The organism is Phenylobacterium sp. T106 (assembly GCF_057219735.1).
In genome coordinates, this window is record NZ_JBXVWA010000001.1 from 625,417 (window position 1) to 643,514 (window position 18,098).

Consider the following 18,098-nt stretch of genomic DNA (forward strand, 5'->3'; position numbering starts at 1 on the left):
CGCAGGTTCCCTTGGCGATCCTCGTCACCGGCTCCGCCGGCTTCATCGGCTTCCATCTGGCCCGGCGCCTGCTGGCCGCGGGCCATGCCGTCGTCGGGCTCGACAGCCTGAACGCCTACTACGATCCCCAGCTCAAGCGCGCCCGGCTCGCGATCCTGGAGGCCTCCGCCGCGTATCGGCACGTGACCATCGACCTGGCCGACCGCGAACGCATGCCGGCGCTGTTCGCCGAGACCAGGCCCGAGGCCGTGGTCAATCTCGCGGCCCAGGCGGGCGTCCGCTACAGCCTCGAGAGCCCGGAAACCTACGTGGACTCCAACGTCGTCGGTTTCCTGAACGTCCTGGAGGGGTGTCGGGCCCATCCGCCGCGCCACCTGATCTATGCGTCCACCAGCTCGATCTACGGCAACCACGCGAATCTGCCGTTCAGCGTGCACGACGCCGCCACGCACCCGATCACCCTCTATTCCGCGAGCAAGGCCGCGAACGAGGCCATGGCGCACGCCTACGCCCACCTGTTCGGCATCCCCTGCACCGGCTTCCGCTTCTTCACCGTCTACGGCCCCTGGGGTCGTCCCGACATGGCGCTCTTCAAGTTCACCGACGCCATCCTGAAGGGCCGGCCGATCGAGGTGTACGGCCAGGGCGAGATGCAGCGCGACTTCACCTATGTCGACGACATCGTCGATGGCCTCGTAGCCGCTATCGACCGTCCGCCGTCGGCCGATCCGGCCTGGGACGCCACGAAGCCCGATCCCGCCACCAGCGCCGCGCCCTGGCGGGTTCTGAACCTCGGCGCCAGCCGACGCGTCGAGCTCATGCGCTACATCGAAGTCCTGGAGGAGAAGCTCGGCAGGAAGGCCGAGATCCACTTCCTGCCCATGCAGGCAGGCGACGTCGCCGCGACCGAGGCCGACACCGCCGAGACCCGGCGGGTCCTCGACTATGCGCCGTCCACGTCGATCGAGGTCGGGGTCGGGCGGTTCGTGGACTGGTACCGCGAGTACTACGGGGTCTGAGGCGCGGCCGCAGCGCAGCGCGAGGTCAGACCGGCGCGTCCAGGGACTTCGCCGGCTGCGAGAACCACCTCGGCCCCTGCTCCGTCATATGGAAGCAGTCCTCCAGGCGGACCCCGAACGCGCCCGGGAGATAGATGCCCGGCTCGTTGGAGAAACACATGCCGGGCGCCAGCCGCGTCGTCTCACCGCGGACCAGGTTCACCGGCTCGTGCCCGTCCATGCCGATGCCGTGGCCCGTCCTGTGGGAGAGACCAGGCAGCTTGTAGTCCGGGCCATACCCCAGGCTCACGTAGTAGCCGCGCACGGCGTCGTCGACGCTGCCGCAGGTCGCCCCCGGTCGGGCGGCCTCGAAGACAATCTCCTGCCCGCGCCGCACCTCGCCCCAGACCTTGCGCTGCTGCGGCGTCGCCTCGCCGAACACGAACGTCCGCGAGATGTCCGACTGATAGCCTTCGAAGGTGCAGCCGCAGTCCATCAGCACGACCTCCCCGGGCTTCACCGCCTGGGGCTTGCCAGATCCATGGGGGTAGGCCGCGGCCTCGCCCAGCAGGACCAGCGCGAACTCGGGCCGCCCGCCTAGCTTCGCCGTGGCTCCGTTCATGATCGCGCCGATGTCCTCGGGGCGCATGCCGGCCTCGATCCGCGGGATGGTGTCGCGATAGGCCGCCATCGTGATGTCCGACGCGTGCTGCATGAGCGCGATCTCGGCCGGGGTCTTCAGCATACGGCAGGCCCGCACGACGCCGGCGCCGCTGACGACGCGCACGCTTGGCAGGTTCCGCTTCAGCCCGTCCACGATGAAGAAGCGGTTGGTTTCCTCGATCGCGACGGCCTGCGAGGCGGCCCCGCGGCCCTTCAGCCACGTCGCGACGATCGCCAGCGGATCCTCGTGTTCGTGCCATGTCAGCACGTCGGCCGGCACGCCGAGGCTTTCGCGGATCGACGGCTCCTCGAAGAAGGGCGTCACCATGACGACCTCGCCGCGGGCCGGCATGAGCGCGCAGGTGAGCCGCTCGCTGCGGCCCCAGCGCACGCCTGTGAAGTAGGCCAGGCTGGAGCCCGGCTCCACGATCAGCGCCGCAAGCCCCTCTCGCCGCAGCAGACCCTGGACCTTGGCGATCCGCGCCGACCGTTCCGCCGAGCTGATCCGCGGCGGGGGTGGTCCCAGCGCGGCGACCTCGGACGCGGCGGCTTCGGCGAGCGGTGGCGCCAACGCGGTCGCGGAGCAAAGGCCCATGAACGTTCGGCGATCCATGCCAAGCTCCTCCACGATCCGGCGTCGACCGAAGGCCGGCTCACATGGGCAGGGTTATCGCACATGGCTGAGATAGTTCGGTGGGTCTTGGCGCTCGCGAACCTCCGCTCCCGCTCCGGCCGCCGACGCCGCGGCGCTCAGGGTGTTTCGAGCCTCCTGCTCACAGCAGGGTCACAGCCGCAGGTCCGCGGCGCCCTTTGGCAACACCGCCTTGACGTCGAAGACCACGGCGTTGGCGCGTCCGTACGCGCGGATCGCCTCTGCGCCGAGGGCTGCGAACTGCCGGTGCGCCACCGCAAGCACCACGCCGTCATAAGCCGCCGTCGCCGGCTCTGAGACCATCTCCAGCCCGTACTCGTGGCGGGCCGCATCGTGGCTGATCCAAGGGTCCCAGACATCGACCCGGACGCCGTAGTCCTCGAGCTCGCGCACGATGTCGATCACGCGCGTGTTGCGCAGGTCGGGCGTGTTTTCCTTGAACGCCAGCCCCATCACCAGCACGCGCGCGCCTTTCACCAGCGCGCCCCGGCGGATCATCTCCTTCACCAGCTCGCGCGCCACGTGGCCGCCCATGCCGTCGTTGATCCGCCGTCCGGCGAGGATCACTTCCGGGTGGTACCCGACGGCCTCGGCCTTGTGGGTGAGGTAGTAGGGGTCAACGCCGATGCAGTGGCCTCCCACGAGGCCCGGCCGGAAGTTCAGGAAGTTCCACTTCGTGGCCGCCGCGCCCAGGACTTCATGCGTATCGATCCCAAGCCGGCCGAAAATCAGGGCGAACTCGTTCACGAGCGCGATGTTCAGGTCGCGCTGGGTGTTCTCGATGACCTTCGCCGCCTCGGCCACCCGGATGGAGCTCACGCGATGGGTGCCGGCCCGAACGATGGAGGCATAGAGCGCATCGACGAACTCGGCGGCGGCCGGCGTCGATCCCGCCGTCACCTTCACGATGTCGGCCAGCCGGTGGTGCGAGTCGCCCGGGTTGGCGCGTTCCGGGCTGTAGCCGGCGAAGAAGTCACGGTTGAACCCAAGACCGGAAACCTCCGCCACCACCGGCACGCAATCGTCCTCGGTGGCTCCGGGGTAGACGGTGGATTCGTAGATCACCACCCCGCCCTGGCGTATGGCGCTTCCCACAGTTCGGCTGGCGGCCATGAGGGCGCTCAGGTCCGGGCGCTTGTGGCCGTCGATGGGCGTCGGCACCGTCACGATGAAGACGTTGGCGCCTGCGAGCGCCGCGGGGTCGCTCGAGAAGCTCAATCGACGGGCGGCGGCCAGGTCTTCGGCCGGCACTTCCATCGTCCGGTCCTGGCCGGCGGCAAGTTCGGCGATCCGGGTCTCGCTCAGGTCGAAGCCCACCACGTCGTGGTCGGCAGCGAACGCCACGGCGAGCGGCAGGCCCACATAGCCGAGGCCGATGACCGCGATGCGGGCCGGCGTCCGTGTGAAAGGGTTCATCACCATCGGCGCGGGCTTACCATGGTTTGGCCGCCGCGCGCCTGAGCTCACGGATGGCGCCGTAGAGGTGGTAGAGCGAGGTGGCCGGCGAGGGCTCCGGAAGGAACGCGCCGTCCGCGGCCATCCGCTCGCGCCAGCACCCCGGCTGGGGCGTGTCGAGGAAGGCAAGCAGGCCGTTCGCGGCCTCCACCGCCGCCGCCCGCTCGCCGAGCAGCACGGCCGCCTTCAGGTGCTCGGTCTGCGCCCACAGCCTGGCGCCGGCGTCCCGCACCGACAGGTCCGGCCAGACGGCGTTCTGGACGACGCCTCGCCCTGGGTCCCAACCCTTGCGCCCGGCGGCGAAGAGGCGCTTCGCCGCTTCCGCCGCTTCCGCGTTCCCCCGCGCATTCGACCACTGGTGCAGCAGCCAGGCCCACTCGAACTGGTGCCCCGGCTCGATGAGGCCGGCTTCGCCATCCACGGCGCTCCATCCGGCGTCGAAGAACTCTCGGACCGCCCCGGTCGCCGGATCGATGAACCGCCGCAGGGAAAGCGTCGCCACCTCGTCGGCCAGCACCCGAGCCCACCCTGGAGCTCCCGCCGACTCCCAGGCCAGCGCCGCCTCCAGCAGGTGCATGTGAGCGTTGGCCTGGAAAGGCTGCGGCCCGGCTTCTCGATAGCCCCCTTCGGCGTGCTGGAACTGCGCCCTGAGGCGTTCCGCGATCGAGGCCGCCTCCCCCGCCGCGTCGCCGTCAGTCCGGCTGAGCGCGCAGAGCGCCAGCAGCACGAACGCGTGCTCATAGAGCCGCGGCTCAGGGTCGGTCACCTGACCTTCCACGGTGAACGCGGCCGCATACAGGCCGTCCGCCCGCCTTCCCTGCCGCCGGAACCAGCCGAAGCCGTCGTGGGCCATCATGGTCCAGGGGCCGGTGATCCCGTCCTCGGCGGCGCTTGCGAACACGAAGGCCTGGCGCGCCTGAACGCGCGCACGTCTCCTGACGTCGTGAACCGACCCGTCCCAGGCCAGGGCTTCGCGGAAGCCCCCCGTGGCGGCATCGACGCCCTGCGTCGCCCACAGCGGCAGGGCCTCGGCGTCCAGCCAGACGCCGAACCATTCGGCCGCCTCTTCGAGACTCCCGAAGGGCGTACGGCGCGGTCGCAGCACCGGCCCGGGCGCGCGCACCAGGACGGCCTGCGGCGCCGCGACGACCGCGACGTTCGCGCCGACGACGGCGATCTCGACGCCCGGCGCCGCACGCACCGACGCTCCAGCCATGGCGGCCCGAGCCTTCCGGACGTCCTGGGCGGCCTCCAGCCCGCACACGAGCACCGCGTCCGGCTCGGCCACGACGACCAGCCGCCGCGCGCCGACGACCCGGACGTCCACCCCGTCGGCCGCTCGCACCAGGACCTGCGACGCGCCTGGCGCCTGCACGCCCGGCGTGAGGCTGTTGCCGTTCGCATCCTGCTCGGATGCGGCGAGCACGGCGTCCCACGCGCCCAGGTCCGACCAGGCCCATGCAACCGGCAGCACCGCCCCCCGGTCGGTGCGCTCCATGACGGCGCGGTCGAAGGCGATCCGGGGCGCCTGGCCAAAGCTTGCCCCGAGCCGCACCGCGCCCGCCTCGGCCTGACCCTCCCGCACCGCAGCCTCGACCGCGCTCGCCACCTCGGCCGCATGGCGCGCGATTTCGTCCCGGAGCACCTGCGCCCGGGCGACGAAGACGCCGCCGTTCCAGAGCGCGCCTTCCGCGACCAGGGCGGCCGCACGCGCCGCCTCAGGCTTCTCCAGGAACTCGACGATCGGCCGCACAGGCTCCCCTCCGGGGGCGGGCCGGATGTAGCCGAGCGCCGTGGAGGGCCTGTCCGGCCGCAGCCCCAGGGTGACGATCGCCCCGCCGCGCGCGGCGCCGACGGCCACCCCCACGGCCTCCCGGAAGGCGTCCGCGTCCGGGATGTGATGATCGGCGGGGAGCACAACCAGCACGGCGTCCGGATCCTCCCGGGCGGTCCAGGCGGCCGCCGCGGCGATCGCCGGCGCGGTGTCGCGGCTTTCCGGCTCCAGAATGATGAGCGCGTCCATGTCGACCGCCGCGAGCTGCTCGCGCACGAGGGCCTCGTCCCGCGCCGCCGCGGAGACGATGATCCGGCCGCCCGCCAGCGCCCGGGCGCGCAGGAGCGCCGCCTGGAAGGTGGAACGCGTCCCCAGAAGCGGGAGGAACGGCTTCGGCCGCCCCGGCCGCGACAAGGGCCAGAGCCGCTCGCCGACCCCGCCGCACAGGATCAACGGATAGACGGGCGAAGCTATGGGGGTCTCCCGCGCGGGCCTGACACGCGCTTCACCTAGCGCGTGCGCGCCGAAACGGGAACGGCCTGGCTCGGCGGCGTGAAGCCCGCCCTCGATTGCCCCTCAGGGGGCCCGCATGTAAAAGACTGCCGGAGTTTGAGCAGGCGCGGTCCGCCGCGCCGTGGAGGGAGGTGCGCTCAGGCCACCAGTGCGCGCAGGCCGAGGCCGATGCAGGTCCACAGAGCGAGCGACGCGATTGCGCCCAGCGTCAGGCCGACACCGACGGGGATGCGGCGGGCTGGAATTTGCACCGCGGCGGGCGTCATCAACTCGACAGACACGTCGGACGGCATCTTTCTACTCCGACTCCGCCCGCTTTTCGGGCTGAGACGAGTTAAGCGCGACGAGCGTGAACAAGTCGTTTGGGGATAGAGCTAACAGGACGGCAACCATAGGGGCGCGACGCGCACGGGCGCCGGTGAGGGGTGAGCGAGTTCAGCGATGACGGACGTCCTCGCACGTACGACAGAGACAGGTCCGGCGGCCGGCCGGCCGATCGCGGCGCGTGGTCAAGACGCGGAGGTCTCCGCGGCCTCCAGCGTGGCGAAGCGCTGCATCGACATCGCCGGCGCCGCGCTCGCCCTCTTGGTGTTCCTGCCGCTCCTGCTCACCATCGCCCTGCTCGTACGCATTGAGTCCGGTGGTCCGGTGATCTTCAAACAGCGTCGAACCGGCCGCGGCGGGCGTGTCTTCACGATCTACAAGTTCCGGACCATGACGGTGGCCGAGGATTGCGCCAACGTGCGCCAGGCCACGCGCGGCGACTCGCGGGTGACCGCGGTGGGCGCGGTGCTGCGGAAGCTCAGCCTGGACGAGCTGCCCCAATTCCTGAACGTTCTGAAGGGCGACATGTCGATCGTGGGCCCGCGGCCGCATGCCCTCGCCCACGACGAGCACTACGCCGAGCACATCCCGACCTACCGTGACAGGTTCCGCGCGAAACCCGGCCTCACCGGCCTCGCGCAGGTCAACGGGCTTCGGGGCGAAATCCGGGACATCGGCTGCATGCGAGACCGCATCGCCGCCGACAACCTGTATATCGACAGCTGGTCGCTCGGCCTGGACTTCGCGATCCTGGCCAAGACGGCGGTCATCATATTCCGCGATCCACAGGCGTACTGACGCCGCTTCGGCGCCTTGGTTGACGATTGTTGAACGCCGCTTGCAACCGAATGGTCGCATCGTCCGAATATAGAGCGACTGCCCGGGGAGGACGGGGCCGTGGCGCGGCTCTTGCTCGCTTCCCGGCGTGGTCGACGGGACGGCGGGGAAGATGTCCGGAATTGAAACGCGGTTCGGAGCGGAGGAAGACGCCGAGCGCATTCGCGCCGCCTTCTACGGCTTTCTTAACGCGCACCAAGGCGAAGTCGACGGCGACGCCCGGATCTCCACCGAGATCGGCTCCCGGGGTCCCCGCCTCAGCGTCCGGCTCTGGAGCCCGGAGGCCATGGAGGCGTTCCTCCGCGGACTCGGCAAGCCTGACCGCCGAGCCTGCCATGAATAAGCTGGCGGAGTTTCATGGTCATGCCGAGCCGGCCCAGTGGACGCCTGCCAGCCCCTCCCGGACCGCCGTCGCGCCATTCCCGCCGGCCACACCGGTGAAGGCCAAGGTCGCCACCAGCCGGCGCAAGCGCGCCTTCGACATCGTGATGGCGCTGGGCGCGCTGCTGGTCTTCCTGCCCCTTCTGCTCACGATCGCCCTTCTCGTCCGCGTCGAGACGCCTGGTCCGGCGCTGTTCCGGCAGCGCCGTACGGGCCTGAACGGCGTGATCTTCACGGTCTACAAGTTCCGCACCATGACTGTCGCCGAGGACGGGGACGTCGTACGTCAGGCGACCCGGCAGGACGCCAGGGTCACGGCGCTCGGGGCGATCCTGCGCAAGTTCAGCCTCGACGAGTTGCCCCAGTTGCTGAACGTCCTGAAGGGCGACATGTCGCTGATCGGCCCCAGGCCGCACGCGGTGGCCCACGACGAGGCGTGGAGCAAGACCGTGCCCGGCTACGACCTGCGATTCCGCGCCCGCCCGGGCCTGACCGGCTATGCCGCGGTCTGCGGCTTCCGTGGCGAGGTGCGTGACCCGCAGGCGATCATCGACCGGGTCCAGAGCGACAACGAGTACATCGATACCTGGTCGTTCGCGCTCGACATGAAGATCGTGTGGCGGACCCTGCCGCTGATCTTCGGGGACGAACGCGCCTACTGATCCCGATTAACCGATCGCTCAGAGCCCCCGGCTAGGGTCGCCCCCGAGACGGTTGGGGAGGCCAGAATGGCCGACGATACCGGCGCCTTCCGCGCCGTTCCTGAAACTCAGGACGCCGCGCCGGTCCATCGGCGTGGCCCGCTGCGTCCGGCGCAGTTGCACAGCGTGCGGTCGCGGATTTCCGGCGCGGGCCTGGCGCGCCTGTTCCAGGCCGGCGACGTCGTGGCCCTGATGCTGGCGTCGAGCGTCGCAACGCGCCTGACCCGGCTTCCCGAGGTGATGTGGCTGGGCGCGCCTATGCTGGCGCTCTTCCTGCTCGTCGCCACCGGCGCCTACTCCATGAACGCGCGCGAGCGTGCGCGCCGCCGGTTCGGCCGGCTCCTGCTGGCGGCGGCCGCGGCGGGCGGCGGCGCTGGGGCCCTCTACGCGGCCTTCGATCCGGCCTTCCCGATGATCGCCTGCACCATCTGGGTGGCCGCGGCGGCGACCGCGCTTTGCATGAGCCACATCGCCTGGCGGGCCGTCGTCCGCACGCTGCGCAGGAAGGGGCATATCACCCCGAACCTCATCATCGTGGGGGGCACGTCGGCCGCGCAGCGCCTGATCCGGCGCGCGCTCAGGACCCGTGACGTCAACATCCTCGGCATCTTCGACGACCGCCGAGACCGGGTCGGTCCGGAAGTGGCGGGCGTCCCCGTCCTCGGCAAGACCGCCGACCTGATCGACCACCGCATCCTGCCCTTCGTCGACCGCATCGTGATCACCGTGCCGCCCAAGGCCAGCGGGCGCATCGCCGAGTTGCTCGAGCGGCTCGCGCCGATCCCGAACCCGATCTCGCTGCTCCTCGACGACGCCGACGATGAAACCGAGGCGCAGGCTGTCGGCCGCGTCGCCGACTTCGACCTCGCCCACATCTCGGGGACTCCGGAGAAGTCCGGCTACCACGCCGCCAAGCGCGTGCTGGACCTGACGCTCTCGGTGCTGGGCCTGATCGCCCTCGCCCCGCTGATGCTGGCCGTGGCGGTCGCCATCAAGCTCGACAGCCCCGGCCCCGTCTTCTTCCGCCAGCGCCGCCACGGCTACATGAACGAGGAGTTCCTGGTCTGGAAGTTCCGCTCGATGCGTGTCGAGGCGACCGACCACAAGGCGGCCCGCCAGGTGACCGCCGACGACGACCGGGTCACGCGCGTGGGCCGGTTCATCCGCAAGACCAGCCTCGACGAGCTGCCGCAGATCTTCAACATCATCACCGGCGAGATGTCGATCGTGGGCCCCAGGCCCCACGCCATCGGGATGCTCAGCGGCGGCGCCGAGGCCTCGAAGCTCGTCGAGACCTACGCCCACCGGCACCGGATCAAGCCGGGCCTCACCGGCTGGGCCGCGGTCAACGGGAGCCGGGGTCCGGTCGACACGCCCGAGGACGTCCGCCGACGCGTCGCCCTCGACCTCGAATATGTCGAACGCCGCTCCTTCTGGCTGGACGTCGCCATCATCCTGCGCACCGCGCCGTGCCTTCTGGGGGACACGGGCTCGGTAAGGTAGGGACAGGGCGGCGCCGGGCGGACCCGGCTGCGATCAATGCGGGGCGTTCGTGTCAGCGGAGGCCACGGGGGAGCGAGGCGCCCGGCCGAAACCGCCCAGCTTGCTCTTGAGCCGCATGCACGGCTTCTCCAGCAGATGCCAGCTCGCGAACCCGCAGATGGCGGCCACGATCAGCGTGGTCAGCGCGTGCAGTCCCAGTGACATCTGCGGCCAGTACCAGATGAGGAGCGTTCCGATCGGCCAAGCATAGAGGTAGAGGCCGTAGGAGATGTCATCCTTCGCGTTGATTGTGCGAAGCGGCGCCCATTCGAGGTTGAACGCCAGCCAGAACAGCGCGTACGCGCCGGCCGTGACAAGAACGGCGACCGCGAGGGCGGGGATCATGAGGCCGCCGACGCAGAGTACAGCTGCGATCAGGGCGATCCCGCCCCGATAGGTCTGCGGGTAGAGTCTGAGGAGGCCCCCGCAGCAGAACGCTGCCGTCAGCGGCGCCGTCCTCGTCGGCGCTCCAATCACGGCGTGAACCGGCCGCAACAACTGGTCAACGGCCTCTCCGAGCGGCGTTTGCAGGGCTATGGTGGCCGCCAGCAGGGCCACGGTCAGCGCCAGATAGAGAACGCGATGGCGGTAGAAGCCCGCGATCCCCAGCAGGGCGGCGAGGATATAGCAGCGGAACTCGTAGCTGATCGTCCACATCGACCCGTTGAGGACAGGGTAGGCCAGCCCCTCGAACGCCTCCGGCGCGGCCGGCGCGCGAAGCGCCAAGCCGTTCGCGACCACCTTCAGCCAGTCCAGGCCCGACATCGTCCCGAAGTTGGCGCCGCCGAGCGGCGCCACGAGAGCCATGCATATTGCGTAGCATACGAGAAACGCTGGATAGATTCGAAGCACCCGCTTCATGAGGTATGAGCGGGGGTCGGAGATGAAACTCGCCGTGATCAGGTATCCGCTGATCAGGAAGAAGCCGTAGACCGCCGCCTCGCCCAGGCTGATGGTCCCGAAGATCATCTTGAGCGGTTCACGGCTGAAGTCGCCGTCGAACATCTGCGGTGTATGCGAGAAGATCACCGCCGAGGCGAACAACAGGCGCAAGGCGCCAAACCCGTTGTCGCGACTCTCACCCGCAGCCATGGAAAGCACCCCGCCGATGGCGACGACGCGCCTAGCGGCGCGGCAACTTGAACCCGAACGGCTTCAGCACCAGGGCGATGTAGACAAGAACCCCCAGGACGATGAGGAACGACAGCAGGCCCTGCCCCTCGTTGCCGACATAGTTGGCGAAGGCGCATCCCACCGCGGGCGGCAGATAATGCAGGATGGTATCCTGTGGCTCTTCCGGCTGCACCGACCGGTGCAGGAACAGCACAACGAGCCCACCGAAGATCGCTACAGTGATCCAATCATAGACGGTCTCCACCTGAGCGCTCCCATGGTTCGATGCCTAGCCTAGTATCAGGATGCGCGCCGTACGCAATCGTGCGCGAACCCGCTGTCTCACCAGCAAGAGACGTGCCGCCCTGCTGCTGACCCCTGACTAGTATCATATAGAATCGTTCCCGCCTTTGTCGCAGCTTGAGGTTTGCGATGCTCCCCTTGCGCGTCGCGCTGGTCTGCTTGTTGACCGGATTTGCCGGATGCATGCCCTCCGGCGCGCCGGGTGCTGTGGCGCGGGCGGCGCCCGCATACGCGCGCCCCGGAAAGCTCGTGCCGCTCAATGCCGATCGAAGCCTGAACCTGCGTTGCAGCGGCCAGGGCGCCCCGACCGTGTTGTTCGAGTCCGGCTTCCGGGCGACCTCTGAGGCATGGAGCAAGGTGCAGCCGGAGGTCGCCCGCGCCACGCGGGCCTGCTCCTATGATCGCGCCGGTTCCGGCTTCAGTTCACCGGGCCCCGACCCCCGCGACGGCGCCGCGATCGCCCTCGACTTGCGTCAGGCGCTGACCCAGGCCGGCGAGAAGGGACCGTTCATCCTCGTCGGCCATTCGGCGGGCGCCCTCTATGTTCGACTGTTCGCAGCTCAGAAGCCCGTCGAAATCGCCGGCATGGTCCTTCTCGACCCGACGCCCGAGCAGATCGTTCCACCTCAGGTCGACGGCCTTCAGGGGTTGCGGGCAAGGGCCCGGCGATGCCTGGCCGTCAGCATGGAGACGCCGCAGCCGCCACCCGAAAGCCTCGCATGGGCCGGCTGCGTGTCCCCGCGCGAGCCGCAGGATGTCGCGCGACTTCTGCGTCGGCCAGCGACCTGGCGAAACCAGATCTCCGAGCTCGACAGCATCTTTGGCAGCACCTCTGAGCAGGTGCTCAGGTCGAGGGCGGTGACGGCGAGAATCCCCACCTACGTCCTGTCAGCTTCCGAAACTGTGGTCGGGCCGCCCTCGCTTGGCTACGGCGTCTCGCCCCTCGAACTGAAGCATCAGCAGATCGCGCACAGCGCCCGCGTCGGCTCCCAGCGGCGCATCTTCTCCTCGCACTTGATCATGATCGACCGTCCGGACGCCGTCTTGCAGGCGATCGGCGAAATGGTTGTGGCGGCGCGCGCTGGCGAGGCGCCCGATCCCCTTCCTCCCAGCGAAGAGGTTGCTCCGCTTCCGTCCGAGATCGAGGAGTTGATGCACCTCCCAGACATGCTCACCTCACAGAGCCGGGAGCTGGAGGAACTCGAGTCGCCCGATTGACCGGCGCCGGCGCCCCGCGAACCTTCGACGGCTACTTCGCGCTGGCGAGCTCCCGCTTGAGCTTGCGGGCCTCGGCGGCCGTGATGCACTTCGGCGCAGCCCACGACCCGCCCGTAGCCGCAGCCTGATCGGCTTTGACGAACTGGGCGGCGACGCCGAACTCCCGCTCGAAGCCGCGGCGCGTGGCGGCCGACTTGTCGCAGACGTAGACGGTCCTGGACGGCTTCGCGCCGGGTTCCCCGGCCTTCGCCGGGGCGGGCTGCGCGAGGGCGGGGCCAGCGATCATGGCCGAAAAGACGGTGGCGCAGAGCATGGCGCGCATGGGCGTTCCTCCGGACTTGGCGGCTCACGAGCCGCTCTTCGGAGACAAACGACAACGTATATCGCGTCTATGCAACAGTTTTCCGACACTTTGGGGCGGTTCAACTTATCGCCCGACGACCTCGACTTTCATGACAGCGGCATCGGGGTTTCACAGAACTGTCACATACCCCGCACATATTCGGAATCTGCAAAGGACGGCAGTGGCGGACTTGAACCGCGGAGCGTCCGTCAGGGGAGCCTTCGCCGGTGCGCTATGGCGTTGTCCGTCCTTCGCCGGACCTTCCGCCGGCGAGTGTCCAGCGCCGCCGCATCGAAATGGCCGGGAGCGACGTCATCGTGGCGGACGGCGCACACAGGCTTTGGGCCGCGCGCCCCGTGCTGGCGCCGGGCGACGAGATCCTGGTGTACGCGCTGGAAGCGTTCGGCCTGACCACGGGCGAACTCGCCCGGCTGCTCCGCCGCCTCCTCGAGATCGGCGTCACTCTGCGGATCGTCGGGGGATCCCAGGGCGAGACGCTGACGCCGGAGGGCGGCGTGCCGCGGGCCCTTGCGCTGCTGGCGGACTACGAGGCGCGGCATCCGCGCGCGGCCGGCGAGCGCCGCCGCGGGCGGGCGACGGGTTCGCCCCTCACCCAGCACCAGCTCAAGTTCGCACGGCAGATGCATCGGCGCGGACACTCGATGCGCGCCATCGGCCTCATCTTCCAGCAATCGCCGAGCGAGATGGCCGCCCTGCTTCGTGAGACGGCGGAGGAAGGAGAGGACGACGGCGCCCTCCCCGAGCCGCCCGACGCCCGGACGGGGCCTACACCGCCCTAGCAGCCCGTGGCGAGGCTATCCGGCGCGGACAGGCTCCGCGCCGTCCTGCCTAGAACTTGGCCGTCAGGCCGACGCTGTAGCTCTGGCCGATCTTGTAGGAATTGGTTTCGAACCGCCGGCCGTTCAGCGCCTGGTACTCGAAGGAGTCCCGGCCGGTCAGGTTCCGCGCCTCGAACGATGCGGACAGTTCGCGGTCCATGATCGTGAAGGTCTGGCGGTAGACGAAGTCGATCCGCAGGCCCGGGTTCTGGACCAGGTCGGGCAGGTCGATGCTGCTGGCCCGCGCCGAGACGCGCTTGCTGGCGTAGGTCACCAGGAACGTCGCCTGCGAGCCCGCCTCGTCGTCCTCGAAGCCGAGCTGCAGGTTCGCGAGGTGGTCCGACTGGCCCTGCAGCGGCTCGCCGCTCACGATGTAGTCCGTGGCCGCGGGCGTGGTCCGCACGCCGGTCGTGTTCAGCACGATCGTGTCGCCCGCGCCGGCCTTCAGCTCGGACTTCGTGTAGGTGTAGTTGACCGCCACCAGCCAGCGCTTGCCGTCGACCCAGCCGTAGCCGGTGTCGAACTCGAAGTACTTCTTCACCTCGGCCTCCAGGCCGTAGAGGTCGGCCGACGGTGCGTTGAAGAAGGTCTGCTGGAAGTTGCCGTCGGACCCGAGGACCGCCAGGACCTCCACCGGCTTGTCGAGCCGCTTGTAGAAGCCTCCGAGCGTGAGGTACTGGCCGCGCGCGAAGTAGTACTCGTAGCGCAGGTCGGCGTTCTTGAAGCGCGTGTCCTCGAGGAACGGGTTCCCCGTCAGGATCCTGTCGGTCTCGCTGTCGCGGTAGCGCTGCGGCGCAAGCTCGCGGAACTGGGGCCGGCCGATCGTCTTGGAGAGGCCCAGGCGCAGCTGCTGGTCCTCGGCGAAGTTCCAGGTCAGCGTCGCCGCGGGCAGGATGTAGTCGTTCGAGATGCGGCGGCTGAACTGCGCGCCCGCTGCGCGGTTGAAGATGTCGAAGGTCGAGATCGTCTCCTCCGCATCCTCGTAGCGCACGCCGATGCTGCCCCTCAGGAGGGGCCGGATCTCGGAGTCGATCTGGACGTAGCCCGCGTAGGTCCTCAGTCCCGCGTTGTAGAGCGCGGTGTCGCCGGTCAGGGCCGAGCCCGTGAGTTCGCGCAGGACGATGATGTCGTCGTTGATGTTGCGATCCGAGACCAGGAAGTCGATGCGCTCGCCCGCGTACCGCGCGGGGTCCCAGTTGCGGCCGGCGTCGTAGGTGAAGTCCCGACGCACGGAGACCCGGTCGTTCTCCTGCCAGGCCAGGCCCATGCGCAGCTCGGCCTGCCGGACGAAGTCCACGGGCAGGTCGTAGCGCACGTCGAGGTTGGCGGTGGCGATGTTCTCGTCGAGGTCCGAGAACGAGACCAGCTGGTTGGCGCCGGACAGGAGCGCGACCCGGGTCCCGTTGGCGCCGAGGCCGTAGCGATAGAGCCGCTCGTACGGCGCTTCGCGCGTCGTGCGGCCGTAGGTGCCGCGCCAGTCCACGTCGAAGTCGCCCAGCTTGTGCTTGCCGGACAGCTGGCTCATCTGCAGCTCGCGCCGAAACCACTCGGTGTTGAACGAATTGACGTTCGCGCTGCCCGACGAGACGGCGGAGTTCTGGGTGATGCGAGCGCGCTTCGAGGTCGAGCGGATCCACAGGCCCGTGTAGCGGATCTCGTTGTCGCCGAACTCCCAGGCAAGGCCGCCCAGGCCGCTCCAGTTGATGTCGTTCTGGTTCGACTCGAACTGCGCGTCGCTGGCGAGCGCGATGCCGCCGACGTCGGGCAGCGTCGTCTGGCGCACGCCGACGCGCTCCAGCCAGCTGTTGCGGTAGCTGAGCACGCCCACGACGCCGACACGGCCGTAGTCGGTGTCCAGACCGGCGCCGCCGGCCAGGTCGAGGCTGCCGTTCAGCGGGATGCGGTCGCGCTGGATCAGGTTGAGCGGCGCATTGTTGAAGCTGCGGCCGACCGCCTTGAACTCGTCGAGGGAGAGCCCGCCCTGCGAGCCCGTAAACACGACCGGACGGGTGGCGGCGAACTGGCGCACGCCCACCGGCAGCTTGCGGGCGCCGTCGTCGAAGCCCGTCTCGTCGATCTTCGAGCCGTAGTACGTCAGGCCCTTCTCGTCGCTGATCTGGGTGTCGAAGCCGACGCTGCCGCCGACGTTGAGATAGGCCTTGTCCGGCACGCCGATCGTCTGCAGGTCGATGACCCCGCCGCCGAATTCGCCCGGGTAGTTGGCCGAGAACGTCTTCTGCACGGCCGTGCCGGCCAGGATCGACGCCGGGAACAGGTCCAGCGGCACGACCCGCTGCAGCGGCTCGGGGCTGGGCAGCGGAGAGCCGTTGAGCAGCGCCTGCGAATAGCGCTCGCCCAGCCCGCGGACGTAGACGAAACGGCCGGAGACGACCGAGAGGCCGGTGACCCGGGTCAGGGCCTGGGCGGCGGTGTCGTCGCCGGCGCGCTGGACGTCCTCGATCGTCAGGAAGTTCGCCACCTCGGGCGTGTCGCGGATCTGGTCCGGGATGAACTTGCCCTGGACGATGATCTCCTCGACCTCGGTGTCGGTGGCCGGCGCGGGCGTGGCCGGGGCCTGGGCCCAGGCCGGAGCGGCCGCGGTCAGCGCGGCGCTGGCGAACAGCATCGCCCGTAGGCTGCAAAGGTTGGCTTGCATCGATGTCTGGCCTTCGTCGGAAGGAAAGGGATCGGGCGGCGGCTCAGGCCGCCGCCCGTGCTCCGGGGATCAGCAGCTGGCCGCGCCGGCGAGGCCGCAGGTCCAGCCCACGTACCAGTTGTCGTTCGGGCCAGAGACCGCGCCGATGTAGCTCACGCCCAGGAAGAAGGCGGAGGTCGGCGTCGGGTTGGTCGCCACGCGGCCGCTCTCGTTGCTTCCGTTGATGAACACCTGGCTGAAGGTCGGCGTGAAGCCGGTCGAGATGTTGTTCGTCCCGGCGGAGAAGCGCTGTGCGGGACCGTCGTTCTGGTTGTTGTCGGTGGCCCGGAACGGACCGGCGCCGCAGGACAGGGCCACGGAGGCGAAGTTCGGGGCCGGCGCCGCGAGCGTCGCGGCGTCGTCGATGTCCAGGCACGGGATGGCGGGGTTGGCCGAGTAGATCACCCCGTTGAGCAGATCGAAGCCGGTGCCGCTGTTCAGGACCATGCCCTGGTGCTGACGGCTGTCGAACACCGTGTTCTGCAGTCCCTGGCGGCAGACGAAGTTGGACACCTTCGGACGCGAGCGCAGCAGCGGCGCGCCGTTGGCGGTCGAGCCGGCGCTGGACGCCTCGAAGCAGCGGCTTTCCTCGGTCGGGCTGTCGGAGAACACGATCAGGAACTGGATGGAGCCGCTGTAACCCTCGTCGGTGTCGAGCCCGTCGTCGTCGTACTGGTCGATCACCACGTGACGCATGTTGACCGTGCCGCCGAAGAGCTCGATGCCGTCGTCGGCGCCCTTGTGGACCTGCACGAAGTCGACCGTGGTGCCGCTGCCGACGCCGCCGAACGTGATGCCATTCAGTTCCTCGTTCGGCGCCACCTCGTAGCCCGCTTCCTTCACCTGCACGTAGCGCAGGACGCCGCTGGACTCGGTCGGCGCATTGCCGCCCCAGTTGATGGTCTGGATCGCCTCGAACCGGAACTCGCAGTTCGACGGATTGGCGGGGAAGCTGGTGGCGGTCGGCGGGCAGCGATTGATCGGGGCGCGGCCGGCGATGACGATGCCGCCCCACTGGCCCGAGAGGTCAGGGCCGCCGTTGAGGTCGTTCAGGCTGGTGAAGATGATCGGCCGCGAGGCGGTGCCGTCCGCGACGATCCGCGAGCCGCGATTGACGACCAGGTACTCGGCGATGCCGCCGAAGATCGTCACGCCGGGCTCGATGGTGAGGACGCCTGACGCCGCCCCGGCGCGCGGCGCCTGGGCGTCCGGCCCCTGGTCCTGCCCGACGGCCACGACGCCATCGATGCGGTAGGCGGTGCCCGGCCGGAACGGGATCGTGAGATTGCCGGTAATGGTGCGCGGGATGCCGCACGACCGCAGCGTCCCGTTGGCCACCGTGCCCAGGTTGATGAACCCGGTGGGGCAGTCGGCCGACGCCTGGCCGTTGCCGCCGGTTCCGCCGCCGGTTCCGCCCGTCCCCCCGGTCGCGAACTGCCCTTCCCCGGGCGAGGACACGGACGAACCACCGCCGCCGCAGGACGTCAGCAGCAGCGCAGCCAGCGCGCTCAGGGCGAATGGCTTCAGCGAGTTCAAGGCTGGCATCGGGATCTCCCACCGTTCGACGACGCGCGGGCAAGCGGCCGCATCGGAGAGTCCCCGCCCGAGCCCACTGCCCAGTCCGGACACTTACGGGCCCTTCATGACGGCTCGGCTGCGCTCTTGTGACGGTTCGGATTCGGCGGCGCGGGCTTGCGGCGCCTGCCCGAGACGCCGACGGGGCCAGGCCGGAGGCCGTCGCAATGCT

The 18,098-nt window shown here is 69.5% G+C and carries 16 protein-coding genes; 7 read left to right on the forward strand and 9 right to left on the reverse strand.

Annotation, left to right across the window (positions count from 1 at the left end; all coding sequences use genetic code 11):
• Positions 1-11: 11 nt before the first annotated feature.
• Positions 12-1,019: an NAD-dependent epimerase gene (locus tag AC2D8W_RS03105; RefSeq protein ID WP_484670277.1), complete on the forward strand. Its 1,008-nt coding sequence runs from the start codon at positions 12-14 to the stop codon at positions 1,017-1,019.
• A 25-nt stretch (positions 1,020-1,044) separates the two neighbouring features.
• Here the strand turns inward: AC2D8W_RS03105 and AC2D8W_RS03110 are convergent, their stop codons facing one another.
• From AC2D8W_RS03110 to AC2D8W_RS03125, 4 genes are all read right to left on the reverse strand, one after another.
• Positions 1,045-2,274, reverse strand: a complete 1,230-nt coding sequence (locus AC2D8W_RS03110; protein WP_484670278.1) for a M24 family metallopeptidase — start codon at positions 2,272-2,274, stop codon at positions 1,045-1,047.
• A gap of 171 nt (positions 2,275-2,445) precedes the next feature.
• Positions 2,446-3,729, reverse strand: a complete 1,284-nt coding sequence (locus AC2D8W_RS03115) for a nucleotide sugar dehydrogenase (protein WP_484670279.1) — start codon at positions 3,727-3,729, stop codon at positions 2,446-2,448.
• A 16-nt stretch (positions 3,730-3,745) separates the two neighbouring features.
• Complete coding sequence (locus AC2D8W_RS03120) at positions 3,746-5,995, reverse strand: AGE family epimerase/isomerase (protein ID WP_484670280.1); 2,250 nt, start codon at positions 5,993-5,995, stop codon at positions 3,746-3,748.
• A 197-nt stretch (positions 5,996-6,192) separates the two neighbouring features.
• A complete protein-coding gene (locus AC2D8W_RS03125) occupies positions 6,193-6,348 on the reverse strand; it encodes a hypothetical protein (RefSeq protein ID WP_484670281.1) in 156 nt (51 codons plus the stop codon).
• 148 nt (positions 6,349-6,496) lie between these two features.
• On the opposite strand from AC2D8W_RS03125, the gene AC2D8W_RS03130 reads away from it, so the two are divergent.
• The 4 genes from AC2D8W_RS03130 (at position 6,497) to AC2D8W_RS03145 (ending at position 9,801) form a co-directional block, all read left to right on the forward strand.
• A complete protein-coding gene (locus tag AC2D8W_RS03130) occupies positions 6,497-7,177 on the forward strand; it encodes an exopolysaccharide biosynthesis polyprenyl glycosylphosphotransferase (protein WP_484670282.1) in 681 nt (226 codons plus the stop codon).
• Positions 7,178-7,304: 127 nt separating this feature from the next.
• Entirely contained in the window at positions 7,305-7,559 is a 255-nt protein-coding gene (locus tag AC2D8W_RS03135) for a hypothetical protein (RefSeq protein ID WP_484670283.1), read from the forward strand.
• On the forward strand, positions 7,552-8,259 hold the full coding sequence (locus tag AC2D8W_RS03140; RefSeq protein ID WP_484670284.1) for a sugar transferase: 708 nt from the start codon (positions 7,552-7,554) through the stop codon (positions 8,257-8,259). Before AC2D8W_RS03135 ends, AC2D8W_RS03140 begins: the two co-directional genes overlap by 8 nt.
• Positions 8,260-8,325: 66 nt before the next feature.
• Positions 8,326-9,801, forward strand: a complete 1,476-nt coding sequence (locus AC2D8W_RS03145) for an exopolysaccharide biosynthesis polyprenyl glycosylphosphotransferase (protein ID WP_484670285.1) — start codon at positions 8,326-8,328, stop codon at positions 9,799-9,801.
• Between the two features lie 33 nt (positions 9,802-9,834).
• Here the strand turns inward: AC2D8W_RS03145 and AC2D8W_RS03150 are convergent, their stop codons facing one another.
• Together AC2D8W_RS03150 and AC2D8W_RS03155 are read right to left on the reverse strand one after the other, a co-directional pair.
• On the reverse strand, positions 9,835-10,932 hold the full coding sequence (locus AC2D8W_RS03150; RefSeq protein WP_484670286.1) for an acyltransferase family protein: 1,098 nt from the start codon (positions 10,930-10,932) through the stop codon (positions 9,835-9,837).
• A 31-nt stretch (positions 10,933-10,963) separates the two neighbouring features.
• On the reverse strand, positions 10,964-11,218 hold the full coding sequence (locus AC2D8W_RS03155; RefSeq protein WP_484670287.1) for an XrtV sorting system accessory protein: 255 nt from the start codon (positions 11,216-11,218) through the stop codon (positions 10,964-10,966).
• 167 nt (positions 11,219-11,385) lie between these two features.
• Between AC2D8W_RS03155 and AC2D8W_RS03160 the strand changes: the two genes are divergently transcribed.
• Positions 11,386-12,474: an alpha/beta fold hydrolase gene (locus AC2D8W_RS03160; protein WP_484670288.1), complete on the forward strand. Its 1,089-nt coding sequence runs from the start codon at positions 11,386-11,388 to the stop codon at positions 12,472-12,474.
• Positions 12,475-12,505: 31 nt separating this feature from the next.
• On the opposite strand, the gene AC2D8W_RS03165 is transcribed toward AC2D8W_RS03160, so the two are convergent.
• Positions 12,506-12,796 carry a hypothetical protein gene (locus tag AC2D8W_RS03165; RefSeq protein ID WP_484670289.1) on the reverse strand — a complete coding sequence of 97 codons (291 nt, stop codon included), beginning with the start codon at positions 12,794-12,796 and terminating at the stop codon, positions 12,506-12,508.
• Positions 12,797-13,113: 317 nt separating this feature from the next.
• Here AC2D8W_RS03165 and AC2D8W_RS03170 point away from each other — a divergent pair, with 317 nt between their 5' ends.
• Positions 13,114-13,617, forward strand: a complete 504-nt coding sequence (locus AC2D8W_RS03170; RefSeq protein WP_484670290.1) for a hypothetical protein — start codon at positions 13,114-13,116, stop codon at positions 13,615-13,617.
• A 49-nt stretch (positions 13,618-13,666) separates the two neighbouring features.
• Here the strand turns inward: AC2D8W_RS03170 and AC2D8W_RS03175 are convergent, their stop codons facing one another.
• Together AC2D8W_RS03175 and AC2D8W_RS03180 are read right to left on the reverse strand one after the other, a co-directional pair.
• Positions 13,667-16,312, reverse strand: a complete 2,646-nt coding sequence (locus AC2D8W_RS03175) for a TonB-dependent receptor domain-containing protein (protein ID WP_484670291.1) — start codon at positions 16,310-16,312, stop codon at positions 13,667-13,669.
• Positions 16,313-16,381: 69 nt separating this feature from the next.
• Positions 16,382-17,896, reverse strand: coding sequence for a hypothetical protein (locus AC2D8W_RS03180; RefSeq protein ID WP_484670292.1), 1,515 nt, complete (start codon positions 17,894-17,896; stop codon positions 16,382-16,384).
• Positions 17,897-18,098: the final 202 nt, after the last annotated feature.